Raw genomic sequence first — 16,118 nt, forward strand, 5'->3', positions numbered from 1 at the left:
AGCGCGTCCGACCTCCCGCAGAAGGAGACACCCGGGATGCCCGAAGTCCTCAAAGCGCCGCTCGTCGTCGAGTTCCCCTTCACCCGCTCCCTGGGCCCCGTCCAGAGCGCCTTCCTCACCGGCCTGCGCGAACGCGTCGTCCTCGGGGTGAAGACCGCCGACGGCCGCGTGCTCGTTCCGCCCGTCGAGTACGACCCCGTCACCGCCGAGGAGATACGCGACCTCGGCGGCTTTATCGAGGTGGCCCCCACCGGAACGGTCACCACCTGGGCATGGAACCACGCCCCCCGCCGCGGCCAGCCCCTGACCACTCCCTTCGCCTGGGCCCTGGTCCGCCTCGACGGCGCCGACACCGCCCTCCTGCACGCCCTCGACGCCCCCGGCCCCGACGCCGTCCACACCGGCATGCGCGTCCGCGTCCGCTGGGCCGGCGAACGCACGGGCGCCATCACGGACATCGCCTGCTTCGAGCCGTACGACGGCGACCGGGCCGGGCCGTCCGGCCACACCGGCGAGTTCGAGGACCCCGTCACGGGCATCGTCGCCCCGGCCCGCCTCGACTACACCTACTCGCCCGGCCGCGCCCAGTCCGCGTACATCCACGCCCTCGCCCAACAGCGGGTCGTCGGCGAGCGCTGCCCATCCTGCCGCAAGGTGTACGTCCCGCCCAGGGGTGCGTGCCCCACATGTGGCGTGCCCACATCGGAACAAGTCGAGGTAGGTCCGCGCGGCACGGTCACCACCTTCTGCATCGTCAACATCAAGGCGAAGAACCTCGACATCGAGGTCCCGTACGTCTACGCGCACATCGCCCTGGACGGCGCCGACCTCGCCCTGCACGGCCGCATCGCCGGCATCCCCTACGACCAGGTACGCATGGGCCTGCGCGTCGAACCCGTGTGGGCGGCGGGCGGCGGCCACCCCGACCACTACCGGCCGACCGGTGAGCCCGACGCGGACTACGAGACGTACAAGGAGCTGGTGTAGATGCCGCCCCTCAGGGAGGTGGCCGTCGTCGCCTTCGCGCACACCGGCCACCTGCGCAGCACCGACGAGCTCTCCGAGGTGGAGATGCTCATGCCCGTCCTGCACGACGTGCTCGGCCAGACCGGCCTGAAGACCGCGGACATCGGCTTCACCTGCTCCGGCTCCTGCGACTACCTCGCCGGCCGCGCCTTCTCCTTCACGCTCGCCCTCGACGGAGTGGGCGCCTGGCCGCCGATCTCCGAGTCCCACGTCGAGATGGACGGCGCGTGGGCGCTGTACGAGGCGTGGACCAAGCTGCTGACCGGCGACGCCGACACCGCACTGGTGTACTCCTACGGCAAGTCGTCACCCGGCTCCGTCCGCGACGTCCTGACCCGCCAGCTCGACCCGTACTACGTGGCGCCCCTGTGGCCCGACTCCGTCGCCCTCGCCGCCCTCCAGGCACAGGCACTCATCGACGCGGGCGAGACCGACGAGCCCGCGCTTGCCGCCGTGGCGGACCGCAGCCGCAACTCCCCGGCGGGCACGGCCTCGCGGCGGGACTACGTCGTACGGCCCCTGCGCACCGGCGACTGCCCGCCCGTCGGCGACGGCGCCGCCGCCGTCGTCCTCGCGGCGGGGGACCGGGCCCGGGACCTGTGCACCCGGCCCGCCTGGATCCGCGGCATCGACCACCGCATCGAGGCACACGGCCTCGGCGTCCGCGACCTGACCGACTCACCCTCCACCCGGCTGGCCGCCGAGAAGGCCGGCGCCTTCGAACGGCCCGTCGACACCGCCGAGTTGCACGCACCCTTCAGCTCGCAGGAGGTCGTCCTGCGCAAGGCGCTCGGGCTGGACGACGACGTCAGGATCAACCCCTCCGGCGGCGCGCTCGCCGCCAACCCGGTCATGGCCGCCGGGCTCATCCGCATCGGCGAGGCCGCCGCCCGCATCCACCGCGGCGACTCCGACCGGGCCCTCGCCCACGCCACCTCCGGCCCCTGCCTCCAACAGAACCTGGTCGCCGTACTCGAAGGGGATCCGCGATGAGCAAGGAGCCCGTGGCCGTCATAGGCGTCGGCCAGACCAAGCACGTGGCGGCACGCCGGGACGTGTCCATCGCCGGGCTCGTGCGGGAGGCCGCCCGACGGGCCCTGGACGACGCCGGACTGGACTGGGCGGACGTCGACGCCGTCGTCATCGGCAAGGCGCCCGACTTCTTCGAGGGCGTGATGATGCCGGAGCTGTACCTGGCCGACGCGCTGGGTGCCGTGGGCAAGCCCATCCTTCGGGTGCACACCGCGGGCTCGGTCGGCGGGTCGACGGCGCTCGTCGCCGCGAACCTGGTCGCCGCCCGGGTCCACGCCACCGTGCTCACCCTCGCCTTCGAAAAGCAGTCCGAGTCCAACGCCATGTGGGGGCTGTCCCTGCCCATCCCCTTCCAGCAGCCCCTGCTGGCCGGGGCCGGCGGGTTCTTCGCCCCGCACGTGCGCGCGTACATGCGCCGCAGCGGAGCGCCCGACACGGTCGGCTCGCTGGTCGCGTACAAGAACCGGCGCAACGCGCTGAAGAACCCGTACGCGCACCTGCACGAGCACGACATCACCCTGGAGAAGGTCCAGGCCTCGCCCATGCTCTGGGACCCGATCCGCTACTCGGAGACCTGCCCCTCCTCCGACGGCGCCTGCGCCATGGTCCTCAGCGACCGCGCGGGAGCCGCCCGCTCGCCCCGGCCGCCCGCCTGGATGCACGGCGGCGCGATGCGCAGCGAACCCACCCTCTTCGCCGGCAAGGACTTCGTGTCGCCGCAGGCCGGCAAGGACTGCGCGGCCGACGTGTACCGGCAGGCCGGGGTAGCCGACCCGCGCCGCGAGATCGACGCCGTCGAGATGTACGTGCCGTTCTCCTGGTACGAGCCGATGTGGCTGGAGAACCTCGGCTTCGCCGACGAGGGCGAGGGCTGGAAGCTCACCGAGTCGGGCGTGACCGAACTGGACGGGGACCTGCCCGTCGACATGTCCGGCGGCGTCCTGTCGACCAATCCCATCGGAGCCTCCGGCATGATCCGCTTCGCGGAGGCCGCGCTCCAGGTCCGCGGCCTGGCCGGGGAGCACCAGGTGGAGGGGGCGCGGCGGGTGCTCGGGCACGCCTACGGCGGCGGATCGCAGTTCTTCTCCATGTGGCTCGTGGGGTCCGAGCCCCCCGCCTCCTGAAAGGTCCCCCTCACGTGGCCTGTCGGCGTCCGGGGCCGGTCGCTAGGCTGGCCGCGGACGACGCAATCGGGAGGAGCACGGACGTGGCCGAGACCACCATCCAGCAGCAGCCGCTCGCGGGCTGGGACAAGCCCGAGCTGGACCTCAGCACCGCCGACTGGCACTCCAGCAGCCGTGGCCTGGGGGATGTCCAGATAGCCTTTGTCGAGGGATTCATCGCGATGCGCAACAGCGGCCGGCCCGAAAGCCCTTCCCTGATCTTCACGCCCGCGGAGTGGGGCGCGTTCGTGTCGGGCGCGAGGGAAGGGGAGTTCGACCTGACCTGAGCCGACGGGCCGATCCGGCGGTGTTCCGACCGTTTTTCCGGACACGCGACCTCGAGCGCTCTCCTGGCGCCGAAGCCTGAGCAAGGCTGACCCCAGGAAACGGAAGGTCGTACTCCGGAGGTGAGGAACGCATGAGCACTCTGCCGGTGGTCGCGGCGGTCGACGGTTCGGACGACAGTCTGCGCGCCCTGGAGTTCGCCCTCGACGCCGCCCGCCGACGCGAGGCGCCGCTGCGGGTGGCCCATGTGCGGCAGTACGCCGCCTGGGCCCAGCCCGAGGTCCTAGCCGCCGGACCGCCCGACCCGAGCGACGACCCGGTGCTCGACCAGGTGCGTGGCCGTCTGGAGGGCCGGGACGGTCCGCCGGCGGTCGAGTACCTCCTTCTGGAGGGCGCCCCCGGCGCACTGCTGCCCGAACTCGGCTCCACCGCCCAGCTGTTGGTGCTCGGCTCCCGGGGCCGCGGCGGCTTCGCCAGCCTGCTGCTCGGCTCCAACGGCATGGCCGCCGCCCGCGACGCCGAGTGCCCCGTCGTCGTGGTGCCCCGCCCTGGGCGCGAGGTGCACGGCGAGGCGCCGACCGTGCCGGGCCCCCGTGTGGTCGTCGGCCTCCAGGTGGACAGCCCCGACGAGGCCACCCTCGCCTTCGCCTTCACGGAGGCCGCTCTGCGCGGCGCGCGCCTCCAGGTCGTCGCCGCCTACCCGTGGCCCATCCAGAGCTGGGCGGTCCCCGGCGAACTCGCCCCGGTGATGATCGACCAGGACGCCGTCGAGAGCGAGACCCGCGTCCTCGCCGAGGGCTTCCTCGCCCCGCACGGCGCCCGCCACCCCGACGTCCGGACCGAGCCGTACGTGACACCGGGCGACGCGGCCGGTCACCTGGTCGCCGCCTCGAAGGACGCCGACCTGGTCGTCGTCGGCCGCCACCGACGCCGCCTGCTGGCACCCGCCCGCATGATGGGCTCCGTCACCCAGGCCGTCCTGCTGCACGCGGCAAGTCCGGTCGCGGTGGTGCCGCCGGCGCCACCGGAGGACTGAGACACCCTTCATCTAATGGATGTCGCCGCGTCTATCATTAGCTCCATGCAGGACACGCTCAGCAGGGACGCCCGCCTCACCCTCGACCTCGCCCTGACCGTCCGGCACGACGGGCGCGGCGGGGTCGCCGACGACCTCGCCGACCCCGCCGGTCTCACCGCCTGGGTCCGCGCCCACGTGGACGCCCTTCCGGAGACCGCCGGATTCGTCGCCGACGCGTCCGCGCTGGCCGCCGTCCGTGACCTGCGCGCCGCCGTCCGTGCCCTGTTCGCCCGGGCCGTACGCCCCGCGGAGCCGAGCCCCGCCGACGCGGCCCGCCTCCTGCCCGTCCCCGAGGCCGTGCGGCAACTCAACGAGGCGGCCGCCCGCACGCCCACCGTTCCCGTACTGCACTGGGCCGAGGGCGCCGAACCCCTCGTACGGCACAAGGCCGCCCAGGGCGGCGGCGAGCTCACCGCGACGCTCGCGCACGCCGCGATCGCCTTCCTCGACGGTCCCGAGCGCGTGCGGCTGCGGGCCTGCCACGCGCCGCGCTGTGTGCGGTACTTCCTCAAGGAGCACCCGCGGCAGGAGTGGTGCAAGCCGTCCTGCGGCAACCGCGCCCGCGTCGCGCGCCATCACGAACGGCACCGCGACAGCGCCTAGCGGAGAAGAGCCGCCCGCACGCCACACGACGGGTCCGGGCACGTACCATTGCGGCATGTCGTTCCTCCGCCGCCGTAGCGCCACGCCCGCCGGGCCCGACTTCGACGTACTGGCCATGGACCCGGGCGACTGGCCCGGCAATCTGGGCGCCGGTCTGCTGCCCGCGCCCGACGGCAGCTGCCAGGGCGTCTACCTTCGCTACGACCTCTTCGGCGGCCGCGGCCCCGCGATGATCATCGGCAACCTGCCGGAGGGCTCCCCGGCCCGCGACGTCACCGAGGACGAGATCCCCTTCGAGGTGGGCCAGCTGCTGCTGGCGCTGGAGAACGACGAGGAGGTGACCGTCGTCGGCTCCGAGGACATGCCGGTGATGCAGGGCGACAACCTCCTGATCGTGCGCCGCCTGAAGCTGTCGGAGAGCCGGATCTCCTGCGTGCAGTTCGACCGCAGCGACAACGTCCTGGTCACCATCGCCGCCTGGGACCGCCCCATCACCGACGACCTGTACGCCCTGCTGAAGCCGCTCCCCGCGGAGCTTTTCCAGCAGGACTGAGGTCGACTACCCGGCCGACTGCTCCACTCGGACGTCCGCCGCGCGCACGAACGCCACCCGGTGGCCGAACTGGATCTCGTAGTACAGGTCCTCGCCGGCCACCACCTGGTGAGAGGCCTCGCCGAACGTCACCGCGTAGTAGTACTCGCCGGGCACCTTGTCCCCGACCACGTACCTCTGCTTCTCCAGCAGCTTGTACGGCAGCGGCGACACGGTCTGGGCGGGCACTCCCGCCGGGTACGCGGACGCCTCCGGGTAGGCGCGCCCGTAGACCGGGATGCTCGGCAGCCCGTCCTTGGGCGTCACCACCAGGCCGGTCGCGTCCACCGAGGCCGGGTTCTTCTTCGCGTTCTTGAACCAGGCCTTCTGGCCGAGGTACCAGATCGCCGTCCAGTCCCCCTCGCGGCCCGCCACCGCGTACTGCTGGCCGGCGGAGACCCGTGAGGACAGGTCGTTCACCCCGGTGCTCGGCGTCGTCCCCAGACCGATGTCCTTGATCAGGGGATAGGACACGCCGGGCCCGGAGTAGAGCCGCACCGCGCTGGACCCGTGGGCCGCGCACGGCTCGCCAGGGGCGACGCAGCCCGTGAACCCCGGCCGGTTCGTGGCGTAGTCGGGGCGGATCGTCACCAGGCCGCCGTTCGTGCCGGCCGTGGGCTCGAAGGGACGGCCCAGCAGGGCGAAGTAGTGTCGCCAGTCCCAGTACGGACCCGGGTCGGTGTGCATGCCGCCGACGGTCCCGGCGGTCGGACCGGGCACGTTGTCATGGCCGAGGATGTGCTGCCGGTCCAGCGGGATGCCGTACTTCTTGGCCAGGTACACCACCAGCCGCGCCGACGACCGGTACATCGCCTCCGTGTACCAGGCGTCCGGACTGGCCAGGAAGCCCTCGTGCTCCAGGCCGACCGACTTGGCGTTGACGTACCAGTTGCCCGCGTGCCACGCCACGTCCTTGGCCTTCACGTGCTGGGCGATGTGGCCGTCGGTGGAGCGCAGCGAGTAGTTCCACGACACATAGGTCGGGTCCTGCACGAGGTCGAGGACGCCTTCCCAGGCGCCCTCGGTGTCGTGGATGACGATGTACTCGATGCTCTGGGACGACGGACGGTTCCCCAGGTCGTGGTTGCCGTAGTCGCCCTCGCCGAACTCCTCGTAGGGAGCCGGGATCCATTCGCAGGACACCGTCTTCGGGCACTCGGTGCCGTCCGCGGCGAGCGTGCGCAGTCCCATCCGCGCCAACTGCGCGGTGTCGGGGGCCAGACCGGGCTGGGCGGCGAGCGCGACCTGCTGACCGGCGTCGGTGGTGCGCCGCTCGCCGGTGCGCAGCACGTCGAACACGTCGTTCGCGTACGCCGCCCCCGTCGCGCTGTCGTCCGCGCCGGAGAAGCGGGCCACCGCCCCGTACCAGTCCGCGGGGTCCTCGCTGAGTGGTTCGCCGAGGTCCTTCTGGGCGGCGGCGAGCAGGGCGGCGCCGCCGGCCACGTTCGCCGCCGGGTCGGTCCGCAACCGCTCGGCGGGCAGGCCGGTGAGTTCGGCCGCCTTCGGCAGGGTCCTGAGACGGGACGGGAGGTCGGTGTTGTGCGGCACCTTCGCCTCGGGGTGCACGGGTGCGCGGGCGCTGTCGCCGCGCGCGTCCTCCGTGCCCTCGCTGTGGTGCGACGATGCCTCAAAAAGCGCGGTGCGGGCGTCGGTGAGGTGCATCGGGCCGTACCCGCCGGTCACGCTCGGCGCCCCGGCGTGCGCGTCCCAGCGGGACTGCAGGTAGGAAACGCCGAGAAGCACACTCTGCGGCACGTGGTACTCGGCGGCCGCGGCGGCGAACGCCGACTGCAGGCCCGCGGTGGCCCGGGCGTCGGACGGGGCCGCGCCGAGCAGCGGCAGCAGCAGGGCGGCGCAGCCCACCGCGCCCGCGGCCCTGCGAAGACGTCTGTGCCCGGCGGCTCGGTCGGTGGCGGTGGCGGATTCTCGCAATGCAGCCTCCTGGGACGGTCGAGCGCGATGCGCCGTGCGGGGCCGGGTCCGTCAGTGGTACCGGCCTGCCGACGATCCGTCAATGATGCCCAGGAGCAGGCGATTTCCCTCGTCGGTCCAGGTGGGTGGGAGTTTCGCGGCGGTGCCCCGCGGGCCTGCGGGGCGTCAGTGGCGTACGCCAATGGGCCGTACGGGACGAGCCGTGGATCCGGACATACAACGGTCCGCGGTGCGCCGCTCTCGGCGCACCGCGGACCGTCGTCCCCGTCAGCGAGTGCCGACCGCCGCGCGCACGGCCCGGCGGGCCAGCTGGCAGTCGTCGTGCAGCCGCCTGAGCAGCAGCCGCTGTTCCTCGCCGGACGGCGCAGCACCCGGGTGGGCCACTCCCGGTGCCGCCGGGGTCGTGTCGTGCATCGAACGCTGCACGGCCATCTCGTAGGTACGGATCTCACGGGTCAGGACGAGCATCAGGTTCACCAGGAACGCGTCCCGTGAGGCCGGGCCGGCCGACTGGGCGATCTGGCTGATCTGCCGGCGGGCCACCGGCGCGTCGCCGAGGACCGACCACAGCGTCGCCAGGTCGTAGCCCGGCAGATACCAGCCCGCGTGCTCCCAGTCCACCAGCACTGGACCGGCCGGTGACAGGAGGATGTTCGACAACAGTGCGTCGCCGTGGCAGAACTGGCCCATGCCGTGCCGGCCCGAGGTCGCGGCGATGCCGTGCAGCAGCTTCTGCAGGTCGCCCAGATCCCGGTCGGTGAGCAGCCCCAGCTCGTGGTACCGGTTGATGCGGGTCGCGTAGTCGAGCGGGGCGCCGAAGGTGCCCGCCGGCGGCTGCCAGGCGTTCAGCCGGCAGATCGCGCCGAGTGCCGCCCGGATGTCCGCCCGGGGCGGGGCCTCCGCCGGGTGCCGGTGCAGTGCCGCCACCCGGCCGGGCATCCGCTCGATCACCAGTGTGCAGTTGTCCGGGTCCGCCGCGATCAGTCTCGGCACACGCACTGGAGGGCGGTGCCGGACGAACGAGCGGTACGCGGCTATCTCGTGACGGATCCGCTCGGCCCAGGCGGGGGAGTGATCCAGTAAACACTTGGCGACGGCGGTGCTGCGTCCTGTCGTACCGACGAGGAGCACGGAGCGTCCGCTGCGGCGCAGCACCTGCACCGGGGCGAACTCCGGGCAGATCCGGTGCACCGACGCGATCGCCGTGCGCAGCTGGGCGCCCTGAGGGCCGGACAAGTCGAGTCTCCCGCTGACGGGTTGGGTGCCGACCCCTGGAACGCGCCGCGTCCTGCCCGCGCCGAGCACGGGAGCCGCCGGACGCGCGGGGTCGAGGTAGGGGCCGCCACCGCCCGCCGGACGGGGGTGCAACGACCGGGGCGGGGCGGACACGGAGGACGATGCTGTGTACATGGGCGAAACAGATCCCTTCGTGTGCCTGCGACGACAGTGCGCTGCCCGGCCCGGTCGCCCAGGTGCACCCTGGGGAATGCATCCCTTGTTCCAGAAGGCGACCGGGTCGGGGTGGCGCTTTCCTACCTGACACCCGATGCCCAGTGGCACACCATCTGGCGTGCCCTGGCGAAGCCTGGCGAATAGTCGCCCGGCAACTCTCACGGGGCTACATTCAACTCAGCCGAGTACCTGGGGGCTTGACGTGAGCGGACAACCCAACACCCGTCTGTCGGACCTGTTCGGCCTCGCCGGCTGGTCCAAGGGCGAACTCGCGAGGCTGGTCAACCGGCAGGCGGCGGCCATGGGCCACCCCCAGCTCTCGACCGACACCTCCCGGGTGCGGCGCTGGATCGACATGGGAGAGATCCCGCGCGATCCGGTACCGCGGGTGCTGGCGGCTCTGTTCACCGAGCGTCTCGGCCGTGTCGTGACCATAGAGGACCTCGGTCTGGTCCGGCACGGGCGCGCGGGGAAACGGCAGGGCGGCGGGAGTGCGGAACATCCCGACGGAGTGCCGTGGGCGCCCGAGCGGACTGCTGCGGTCCTCACCGAATTCACGGGAATGGACCTCATGCTCAACCGACGCGGCTTGGTGGGCGCGGGTGCCGCGCTCGCCGCGGGATCAGCACTCAGCAGCGCCATGCACGACTGGCTGCACACCGATCCGGCCCTGACCGCCGACGCTCCCCAGTACGACGACCCCCTGCACGCCGATCCCGCCGGGTTCGACCGCTACGAGGCCGCCCCCATCGGATCGCAGGAGATCGAGGAACTGGAGCGCTCCGTAGAGGTGTTCCGGGCCTGGGACGCGGCCCGCGGCGGCGGACTGCAACGCAAGGCAGTCGTGGGCCAGCTCAACGAGGTGGGCGGCATGCTCGCCTACCGACACCCCGACCATCTCCAGCGGCGCCTGTGGGGCGTCGCCGCCAACCTCGCCGTCCTCGCGGGCTGGATGTCGCACGACGTCGGCCTGGAGCCCACGGCCCAGAAGTACTTCGTCATCGCAGCCCATGCGGCAAGAGAGGGCGGCGACCGGCCCCGAGCGGGGGAGGCGCTCTCCCGGGCGGCTCGCCAGATGGTGCACCTGGGCCGGCCCGACGACGCACTCGACCTGATGAAGCTCGCCCAGTCCGGTTCCGGCGACGAGGTGCTGCCCCGCACCAGGGCGATGCTCTACACCATCGAGGCCTGGGCGCAGGCCTCCATGGGCAAGGGGCAGGCCATGCGACGCACCCTCGGACAGGCGGAGGACCTCTTCGTCTCCGACCGGGGCGACGTGCCGCCGCCGAGCTGGATGCAGACCTTCAAGGAGGAGGACCTGTACGGCATGCAGGCCCTGGCTTACCGCACACTGGCCGAGCACGAGCCGGGCGCGGCCGTGCACGCCCAGTACTACGCGGAGAAGGCCCTGGCCCTGCGCATCGACGGCCGGGAGCGGTCGAAGATCTTCGATCACCTGTCCATGGCCTCCGCCTGCTTCATCGCGGACGACCCCGAACAGGCGGACCGGTACGCACGGCTGGCCCTGATGGCGATGGGGTCGAACTCCTCGCGCCGCACCTGGGACCGGCTGGGCCAGATGTACCGGCTCACCGCCGAGTACTCCGGCTACCCGAAGATCCACGAGCTGCGGGAGGAGATCAGGCTGGCGCTGCCGAAGGCGAAGACGAAGGGCAGGAGCGGCAGCAGCGCCAAGGCATAGGAACCGACACACCACGGGAACCGCTACAGCACAGGGAACGGGACGCCGTGCCCCTCCGATCGGCGGTCGTCGTTACGGGGCCACCCTGGCGAGGAGCACACAGGCGTCGTCCTCGCGCTCGGCCTCACCGAACTCCTCGACGACCATCCGTACGCAGTCCTGTGCGGTGCGCGCCTCGCCGAACCGCGGGGCCAGGCCGAGGAGGCGGTTCACCGCCGCCGTGCCGCTGTGCCCGGGCACCAGCCCGTCGGTGTGCAGCAGGAGCAGGTCGCCCGGTCGGAGGGTCTCTTCGGTCTGCTCGTACACGGCTCCCGAGGTCGCGCCGAGGAGAACGCCGTCCGGTGCGTGCAGCCTGCGCCCCGTCCCGTCGCGGAACAGCAGCGGGGCGGGGTGGCCGGCCTGGGCCCACACCAGGGTGCGGGTGTCGGGCCGGTAGCGGCAGCAGACCGCGCTGCCGAGGGCCGGCTGCACGGTGGCGTCGAGCAACTGGTTGAGCCAGGCCATCAGTTGACCCGGCTGGGTGCCGGCCATCGCCATGCCGCGTACGGCGCCCAGCAGGGTCGCCATGCCGGAGGCCACGGCGACTCCGTGGCCGGTGAGGTCGCCGACGCTGAGCAGCGTCTCGCCGTCGGCGAGTTCCAGCGCGTCGTACCAGTCGCCGCCGATCGTCGCGCTCGTCGACGACGGCAGATAGTGGGCCGCGAGGTCCAGCGTCTCGGGTCCCTGGTGCGGGAGCCGCAGGGAGCCGCGCCACGGCGGCAACACGGCTTCCTGCAGCTCGACCGCGAGCCGGTGCTCGGTCTGCGCGCGGTGCCGGTGACGCTGTAACGAGTCACGGGTCTCGCTCACCGCCCGCTGGCTGCGGCGCAGTTCACTGACGTCCCGCAGCACCGCCCACATGGACGCGGTGCTTCCGTCGGTGTCGAGCACGGGCTCGCCCATCATGTGCACGGTCCGGACGCCCCCGTCCGGCCGCAGCACGCGGAACTCACCGTCGATGGGCTTGGCGTCGACGAGGCAGTCGGTGACCATCGCCGTCAGCTTCGGCCGGTCCTCGTCCAGCACCAGCGACGGCAGCTCGTCGAGGGTCAGCGGGGGAGCGGCGGGGTCCCGGCCCAGGATCTGGTAGAGCTCTCCGGACCAACTGGCCTCGTCCGTCAGCAGGTTCCACTCCGCACTGCCGACCCGGCTGAGCAGCGAGCCGCGCCGGGGAGCGGGCGGCACGGCTCGGACGGCGGTCGCCGCCTCGGGCGAGGCGGGCACGGGCGGCGGGCCGTCCCGCAGCTGTGCCAAGTGCTCGTCCAGATCGTCGAGTTGGTGCAGCGCGAGGTCGCACAGCGCGCGCTGCCAACGCTCCTGGGGGTCCAGACCGTCACTCTGTGTGTCCCGGCGCACGGCGTCCACCTCGCCCTTGAGCCGGCGCGCCTGCGAAATGAGCGCGTCGACCGAACCGCGTCCTGGCGGTTGGGCGGCTGGGCGGTCCGCAGAGAGATGGGACGGCATGACGCACTCCGATGCGGGGACGGTTCGACCAAGGCGGAGGGAAGGACCGTTACGACTGTTGCACAGCCCGCGACGCCCTGTAAGGGATTCGGCGACACCCGATACGGTGGTGCTTCTGGCATATGCCACAGTCTTCACGGGGTGAGGTCGACGTACGTCTGGTGTGCGACGCCGGGTGAATCAAGTCGTAGGAGGCGTACGTGACTTGATGGTTCTTCGGGGTGGCCGACACGGTGTTCAGTTGCGTGTTCGACGGTCGTGTGTTCTAGAGGAGTGTGGCATATGTGGAACAGGCCCTGCCAGGGGGCGTGGGCGGGGGTGGTGTAGGGGGTGCGACAGTAGCGTGTGATGCAGGTCACATTAATTGATGCCGGGTTCGGCGTAATGCGAACGGCACCTGCGAGCTCGTAAGAGCATGGACATCACGCTCGAGCAGCCCGCCCGCGCCCGCCTGGTCACCGCGGAGAACCGGGAACTTTCCGTTCCCGCCACGCTCCGCTACACCTCCGCGGACCCCCTCGCGGTGTACGTCGACTTCCCGCCCGAGGTCGCCCTGGACGGCGAGCGGGTCACCTGGACCTTCGCCCGGGCCCTGCTGGAGGGCGGACTGGCCGGTCCGGCGGGGGACGGTGATGTGCACCTGTGGCCGTGCGGCCGGGCCCGCACCGTCGTCGAACTCCACTCGCCGTACGGTCTGGCCCTGCTCCAGTTCGACACCGCGGCCCTGCGCCGGTTCCTGCTGCGGACGTACGCCGTGGTGGGCGCCGGCCAGGAGGATCTCGGCGCCGCCGTCGAGCACGGGCTGGCCTCGCTCTTCGGCGGCGTCTGACATGCCTCGGTGCCGTGGTGCGACGGGGTTCAGTACCGCAGTACGCCCGCGATCCCGTCCGCGTCCGCCAGCGTGCCGTCCGGTACGAAGCGCACCTCGGCGCCGGTCTCCAGGCACTGCTCGACGATCTCGTCCACGATGTCCTCGCGGGCGTCCAGATCGCCGCTGACGGCCGGGATCAGATGGTCCCCGCCGTCGTCACGGACCGTCACCCGGAAGTTCTCCTCGACGGCCAGCAGGCGTACGCGGCCCTCGCGCGCGCTCTGCCACAGCTCGTCGATCCCGGCCGCGAACGCCCGGTGGCCGCGGGCCGATGCGAGCTCCCGCGTCACGGAGTCGGTGTTCTTGCGCGCCTCGGCGGCGACCAGCGGCCGGATCGCCTGCCACACGGCGTCGGGCGTGCCGTGCGCGAGTCCGCCGTGCGGTACGTGGACGGCGCTCTTGGTGACGCTGCCGACCTCGTCCATCAGGGACAGCGCGGCCGTCTCGCCGGTGACGTACAGCGGCCTGGGCGCCTCGCGCAGGACCGCGCTCATCGCGGTGTCCGCCTCGCGCAGGAACTGGCGGGTGCCCTCGTCCCGGAAGGTGCTCGGCTGGTCGCCGACCCGTTCCTGGCGTTCGGCGTCGAAGTTCTCGCGGCTCCTGGTCAGCCTGGTCAGGGGGAAACCGCCGGTGTGGTGCTCGGTGACGCGGTCCGTGCCGCCGCTCCACAGGGTGACGTGGGCGGCGGAGACCGAGAGCACCCAGAACGGCTGCTCGGCGGCCTGCGCCGAGACCAGGTTGCGGGTCAGGAAGGTGTCCGAGAGCACCACGCGTTCGGGCACGGGGCGGGCGAGCGACCACACCTGGTGCTCACCCGGGGCGGCGAAGATCACCAGACCGTCCTCGGCGTGCGCCAGGTCGATCTCGGTGAGGGCCTGGTCGAGCTGCCGGGCGACGTCGAGGCGCCGGTCACGGGGGATCGCGGGATCGGCCTCCAGTTGCTTCTTGGCCTCGGCCACGACATTGCGCAGCCGGACCGGATCCTGGGCGTTCTCGGGCTCCCGGCGATGTGTCGGCGTCAGCACGGACACGGCCGGATAGGGGCGCGGGCGCCGCAGCTCGGTGAGGGTCGTGGGACTGAGTGCGTGCTCCATAACAGCACGATAGGGCCGAATCGCCGATAGGGCATCAGGGGTGATCACGTCGGGCAATACCGGCAACTCGCTTCCGGGGTCGCTCGAGTCGCCGAACGGCGTGGCCGTCGATAGGGAGCGGCCGGACGACCGTGGCGTACGTCAGTGACCGTCGCGCTCCGGTCCGCAGGAGCTCCCGTCGGGCGGCAGGGAGCCGTACAGCAGGAACGCGTCGACCTTGCGGTGCACGCACTTGGAGGAGGCGTAACCGGTGTGCCCCTCACTCCTGTTGTCGAGCACCACGGCCGAGTCGCCCAGTCGCTCGGCCGTCTCCACGGTCCAGCGGTACGGCGTCGCGGGGTCGCCCCGGGTGCCCACCAGGAGCATCTTCGGGGTACGGACGTCGCGGACGTCGTCACGGATGAAATCGGTGCCCTTGGGGCGGCCGTAGCACATCAGCACCTCGGTGAGCCGGTACCGGCCGAACACCGGGGACGCCTGCTCGTACTCGGCGCGCAGCCGGCCGAGCTGCTGGGAGATCCGGCGGGCGCTGGGGCGGTCGGGATCGTCCGCGCAGTTGATCGCCATCAGCGCCGCCGGAAGATTGTCGAGTGGTACGTCCTCCTGGTCGACCAGGCCGCCGTCCGTCCCGTCGTCGGCGCGGAGGGCGGCGCCGGTGGCACGGACCCCCGAACCGCCGCCGGAGAACCACAGGAGCGGCCGCGTGTCGCCGTCCTCCACCAGTGCGGCGAGCGCCCGTTGCAGGGACGGCCACAACTGCCTGCTGTAGAGGGCCTGGCCTATCGCGCCCACGAGGTCCTGTCCGGTGAACGCCTCGCCGAAGTCGGTCGGCACCGGGTCCTGGTCGAGCGATTCGACGAGACGCTCGACCTCCTCCCGGCCCGTGCGCGCATCGGTGCCGAAGGGACAGGCGATGTCCTGCGCGCACCAGTCGACGAAGTCCTCCAGGGCGGTCTGCTGACCCGCGGCACCCGCCACGCCCTGTTCGGTGAGTGGTTCGGTGAGCGTGTCCACGCCGTCGAGCACCATCCGGCCCACCTTCTTGGGGAACTGGGCCGCGTACACCGCGCCGAGCCGCGTTCCGTAGGAGAAACCGAGGTAGTTGAGCTTCTTGTCGCCGACGGCCTGACGCATCACGTCGAGGTCGCGCGAGGCGTTCACCGTGCCGATGTGGGGCAGGACGGGCCCGGAGTGCTCGGCGCAGGTGCGGGCGGCCTTCCGCAACTGCCTGAGGACGCCCTGCGGATCGCCGGCCATGTCCGCGTCCTCGTCCACCGTGACCTCGGCGGAGCCGTTGCCGCACGTCACAGGTGAGGACCGGCCGACGCCGCGGGGGTCGAAGGACACCACGTCGTAGCCGTTCGTCAGACTCATGAAGTCCTTGCCGCTGGCGGCGAGTTCACTGACCCCCGCGCCTCCGGGACCTCCGAAGTTGAGCAGCACCGAGCCGCGCGACTTCCCCGTCGCGCGATAGCGGGCGAGGGCCAGCTCGAGAGTGCCCGCCCGCGGCCTGTCGTAGTCGAGGGGGACGGTGACCTTCCCGCATTGGAGGTCCTCGGGCATGTCCACGCCGTCGCACGTGGACCAGGTGACCTTCTGGCGGTAGAACCGCGCCAGGCCGGCCTCGGGGTCGTCCGCGGACGTCGCCGGCAGACCCGCCCCGAGCAGTGCCAGGGCGACGCCTCCGGTGATCGCGCAGCGCCGGAGAGTGGGCCGAGTCGACAGCTTGGCCGGCATGAATGCCTCCAGGGACGCCTGCCGCGGACCGGGACCGGCGCCCGGTCC

At 72.1% G+C, this 16,118-nt stretch carries 14 protein-coding genes; 9 read left to right on the top strand and 5 right to left on the bottom strand.

Translation table 11 applies throughout. From position 1 onward, the window contains the following. The first annotated feature begins 36 nt into the window (after positions 1–36). The 7 genes from ACWBNA_RS12915 (at position 37) to ACWBNA_RS12945 (ending at position 5,740) form a co-directional block, all read left to right on the top strand. Positions 37–987 (top strand): Zn-ribbon domain-containing OB-fold protein, encoded by a 951-nt coding sequence (locus tag ACWBNA_RS12915; RefSeq protein ID WP_482704455.1) that lies wholly within the window; start codon positions 37–39, stop codon positions 985–987. Then, positions 988–2,019: a thiolase domain-containing protein gene (locus ACWBNA_RS12920; RefSeq protein ID WP_482704456.1), complete on the top strand. Its 1,032-nt coding sequence runs from the start codon at positions 988–990 to the stop codon at positions 2,017–2,019. It abuts the gene before it with no gap. Further along, positions 2,016–3,182 (top strand): thiolase domain-containing protein, encoded by a 1,167-nt coding sequence (locus ACWBNA_RS12925; RefSeq protein WP_482704457.1) that lies wholly within the window; start codon positions 2,016–2,018, stop codon positions 3,180–3,182. The genes ACWBNA_RS12920 and ACWBNA_RS12925 overlap by 4 nt, the downstream gene beginning before the upstream one ends. 83 nt (positions 3,183–3,265) lie before the next feature. Further along, positions 3,266–3,508 (top strand): DUF397 domain-containing protein, encoded by a 243-nt coding sequence (locus tag ACWBNA_RS12930; protein ID WP_383873907.1) that lies wholly within the window; start codon positions 3,266–3,268, stop codon positions 3,506–3,508. Between the two features lie 131 nt (positions 3,509–3,639). Then, entirely contained in the window at positions 3,640–4,542 is a 903-nt protein-coding gene (locus ACWBNA_RS12935) for a universal stress protein (RefSeq protein WP_482704458.1), read from the top strand. Between the two features lie 45 nt (positions 4,543–4,587). Beyond that, a complete protein-coding gene (locus tag ACWBNA_RS12940; protein WP_482704459.1) occupies positions 4,588–5,187 on the top strand; it encodes a CGNR zinc finger domain-containing protein in 600 nt (199 codons plus the stop codon). 55 nt (positions 5,188–5,242) lie between these two features. Beyond that, the gene (locus ACWBNA_RS12945; protein ID WP_217242644.1) at positions 5,243–5,740 is read left to right on the top strand and encodes a hypothetical protein; all 498 of its coding nucleotides are present in this window, start codon (positions 5,243–5,245) and stop codon (positions 5,738–5,740) included. Positions 5,741–5,746: 6 nt separating this feature from the next. Here ACWBNA_RS12945 and ACWBNA_RS12950 read toward each other — a convergent pair whose 3' ends face one another. Together ACWBNA_RS12950 and ACWBNA_RS12955 are read right to left on the bottom strand one after the other, a co-directional pair. Then, positions 5,747–7,711, bottom strand: a complete 1,965-nt coding sequence (locus ACWBNA_RS12950) for an N-acetylmuramoyl-L-alanine amidase (protein ID WP_482704460.1) — start codon at positions 7,709–7,711, stop codon at positions 5,747–5,749. Between the two features lie 267 nt (positions 7,712–7,978). Next, entirely contained in the window at positions 7,979–9,121 is a 1,143-nt protein-coding gene (locus ACWBNA_RS12955) for an aminoglycoside phosphotransferase family protein (protein WP_482704461.1), read from the bottom strand. 244 nt (positions 9,122–9,365) lie between these two features. Here ACWBNA_RS12955 and ACWBNA_RS12960 point away from each other — a divergent pair, with 244 nt between their 5' ends. Further along, a complete protein-coding gene (locus ACWBNA_RS12960) occupies positions 9,366–10,865 on the top strand; it encodes a DNA-binding protein NsdB (protein ID WP_482704462.1) in 1,500 nt (499 codons plus the stop codon). A 72-nt stretch (positions 10,866–10,937) separates the two neighbouring features. On the opposite strand, the gene ACWBNA_RS12965 is transcribed toward ACWBNA_RS12960, so the two are convergent. After that, complete coding sequence (locus ACWBNA_RS12965; protein WP_482704463.1) at positions 10,938–12,368, bottom strand: PP2C family protein-serine/threonine phosphatase; 1,431 nt, start codon at positions 12,366–12,368, stop codon at positions 10,938–10,940. Positions 12,369–12,783: 415 nt separating this feature from the next. On the opposite strand from ACWBNA_RS12965, the gene ACWBNA_RS12970 reads away from it, so the two are divergent. Further along, entirely contained in the window at positions 12,784–13,197 is a 414-nt protein-coding gene (locus ACWBNA_RS12970; RefSeq protein WP_482704464.1) for an SsgA family sporulation/cell division regulator, read from the top strand. A 29-nt stretch (positions 13,198–13,226) separates the two neighbouring features. On the opposite strand, the gene ACWBNA_RS12975 is transcribed toward ACWBNA_RS12970, so the two are convergent. Next, entirely contained in the window at positions 13,227–14,333 is a 1,107-nt protein-coding gene (locus ACWBNA_RS12975; protein WP_482704465.1) for a baeRF3 domain-containing protein, read from the bottom strand. A gap of 141 nt (positions 14,334–14,474) precedes the next feature. Next, entirely contained in the window at positions 14,475–16,070 is a 1,596-nt protein-coding gene (locus tag ACWBNA_RS12980; RefSeq protein WP_482704466.1) for an alpha/beta hydrolase, read from the bottom strand. Between the last annotated feature and the right edge of the window lie 48 nt (positions 16,071–16,118).

Source organism: Streptomyces sp. Q2, from assembly GCF_056820935.1.

Coding starts and splice junctions, on each gene's coding strand:
- ACWBNA_RS12970 (WP_482704464.1), top strand. CDS start 12,784: ATGGACATCACGCTCGAGCAGCCCGCCCGCGCCCGCCTGGTCACCGCG.
- ACWBNA_RS12975 (WP_482704465.1), bottom strand. CDS start 14,333: ATGGAGCACGCACTCAGTCCCACGACCCTCACCGAGCTGCGGCGCCCG.
- ACWBNA_RS12980 (WP_482704466.1), bottom strand. CDS start 16,070: ATGCCGGCCAAGCTGTCGACTCGGCCCACTCTCCGGCGCTGCGCGATC.
- ACWBNA_RS12915 (WP_482704455.1), top strand. CDS start 37: ATGCCCGAAGTCCTCAAAGCGCCGCTCGTCGTCGAGTTCCCCTTCACC.
- ACWBNA_RS12940 (WP_482704459.1), top strand. CDS start 4,588: ATGCAGGACACGCTCAGCAGGGACGCCCGCCTCACCCTCGACCTCGCC.
- ACWBNA_RS12935 (WP_482704458.1), top strand. CDS start 3,640: ATGAGCACTCTGCCGGTGGTCGCGGCGGTCGACGGTTCGGACGACAGT.
- ACWBNA_RS12945 (WP_217242644.1), top strand. CDS start 5,243: ATGTCGTTCCTCCGCCGCCGTAGCGCCACGCCCGCCGGGCCCGACTTC.
- ACWBNA_RS12955 (WP_482704461.1), bottom strand. CDS start 9,121: ATGTACACAGCATCGTCCTCCGTGTCCGCCCCGCCCCGGTCGTTGCAC.
- ACWBNA_RS12965 (WP_482704463.1), bottom strand. CDS start 12,368: ATGCCGTCCCATCTCTCTGCGGACCGCCCAGCCGCCCAACCGCCAGGA.
- ACWBNA_RS12925 (WP_482704457.1), top strand. CDS start 2,016: ATGAGCAAGGAGCCCGTGGCCGTCATAGGCGTCGGCCAGACCAAGCAC.
- ACWBNA_RS12920 (WP_482704456.1), top strand. CDS start 988: ATGCCGCCCCTCAGGGAGGTGGCCGTCGTCGCCTTCGCGCACACCGGC.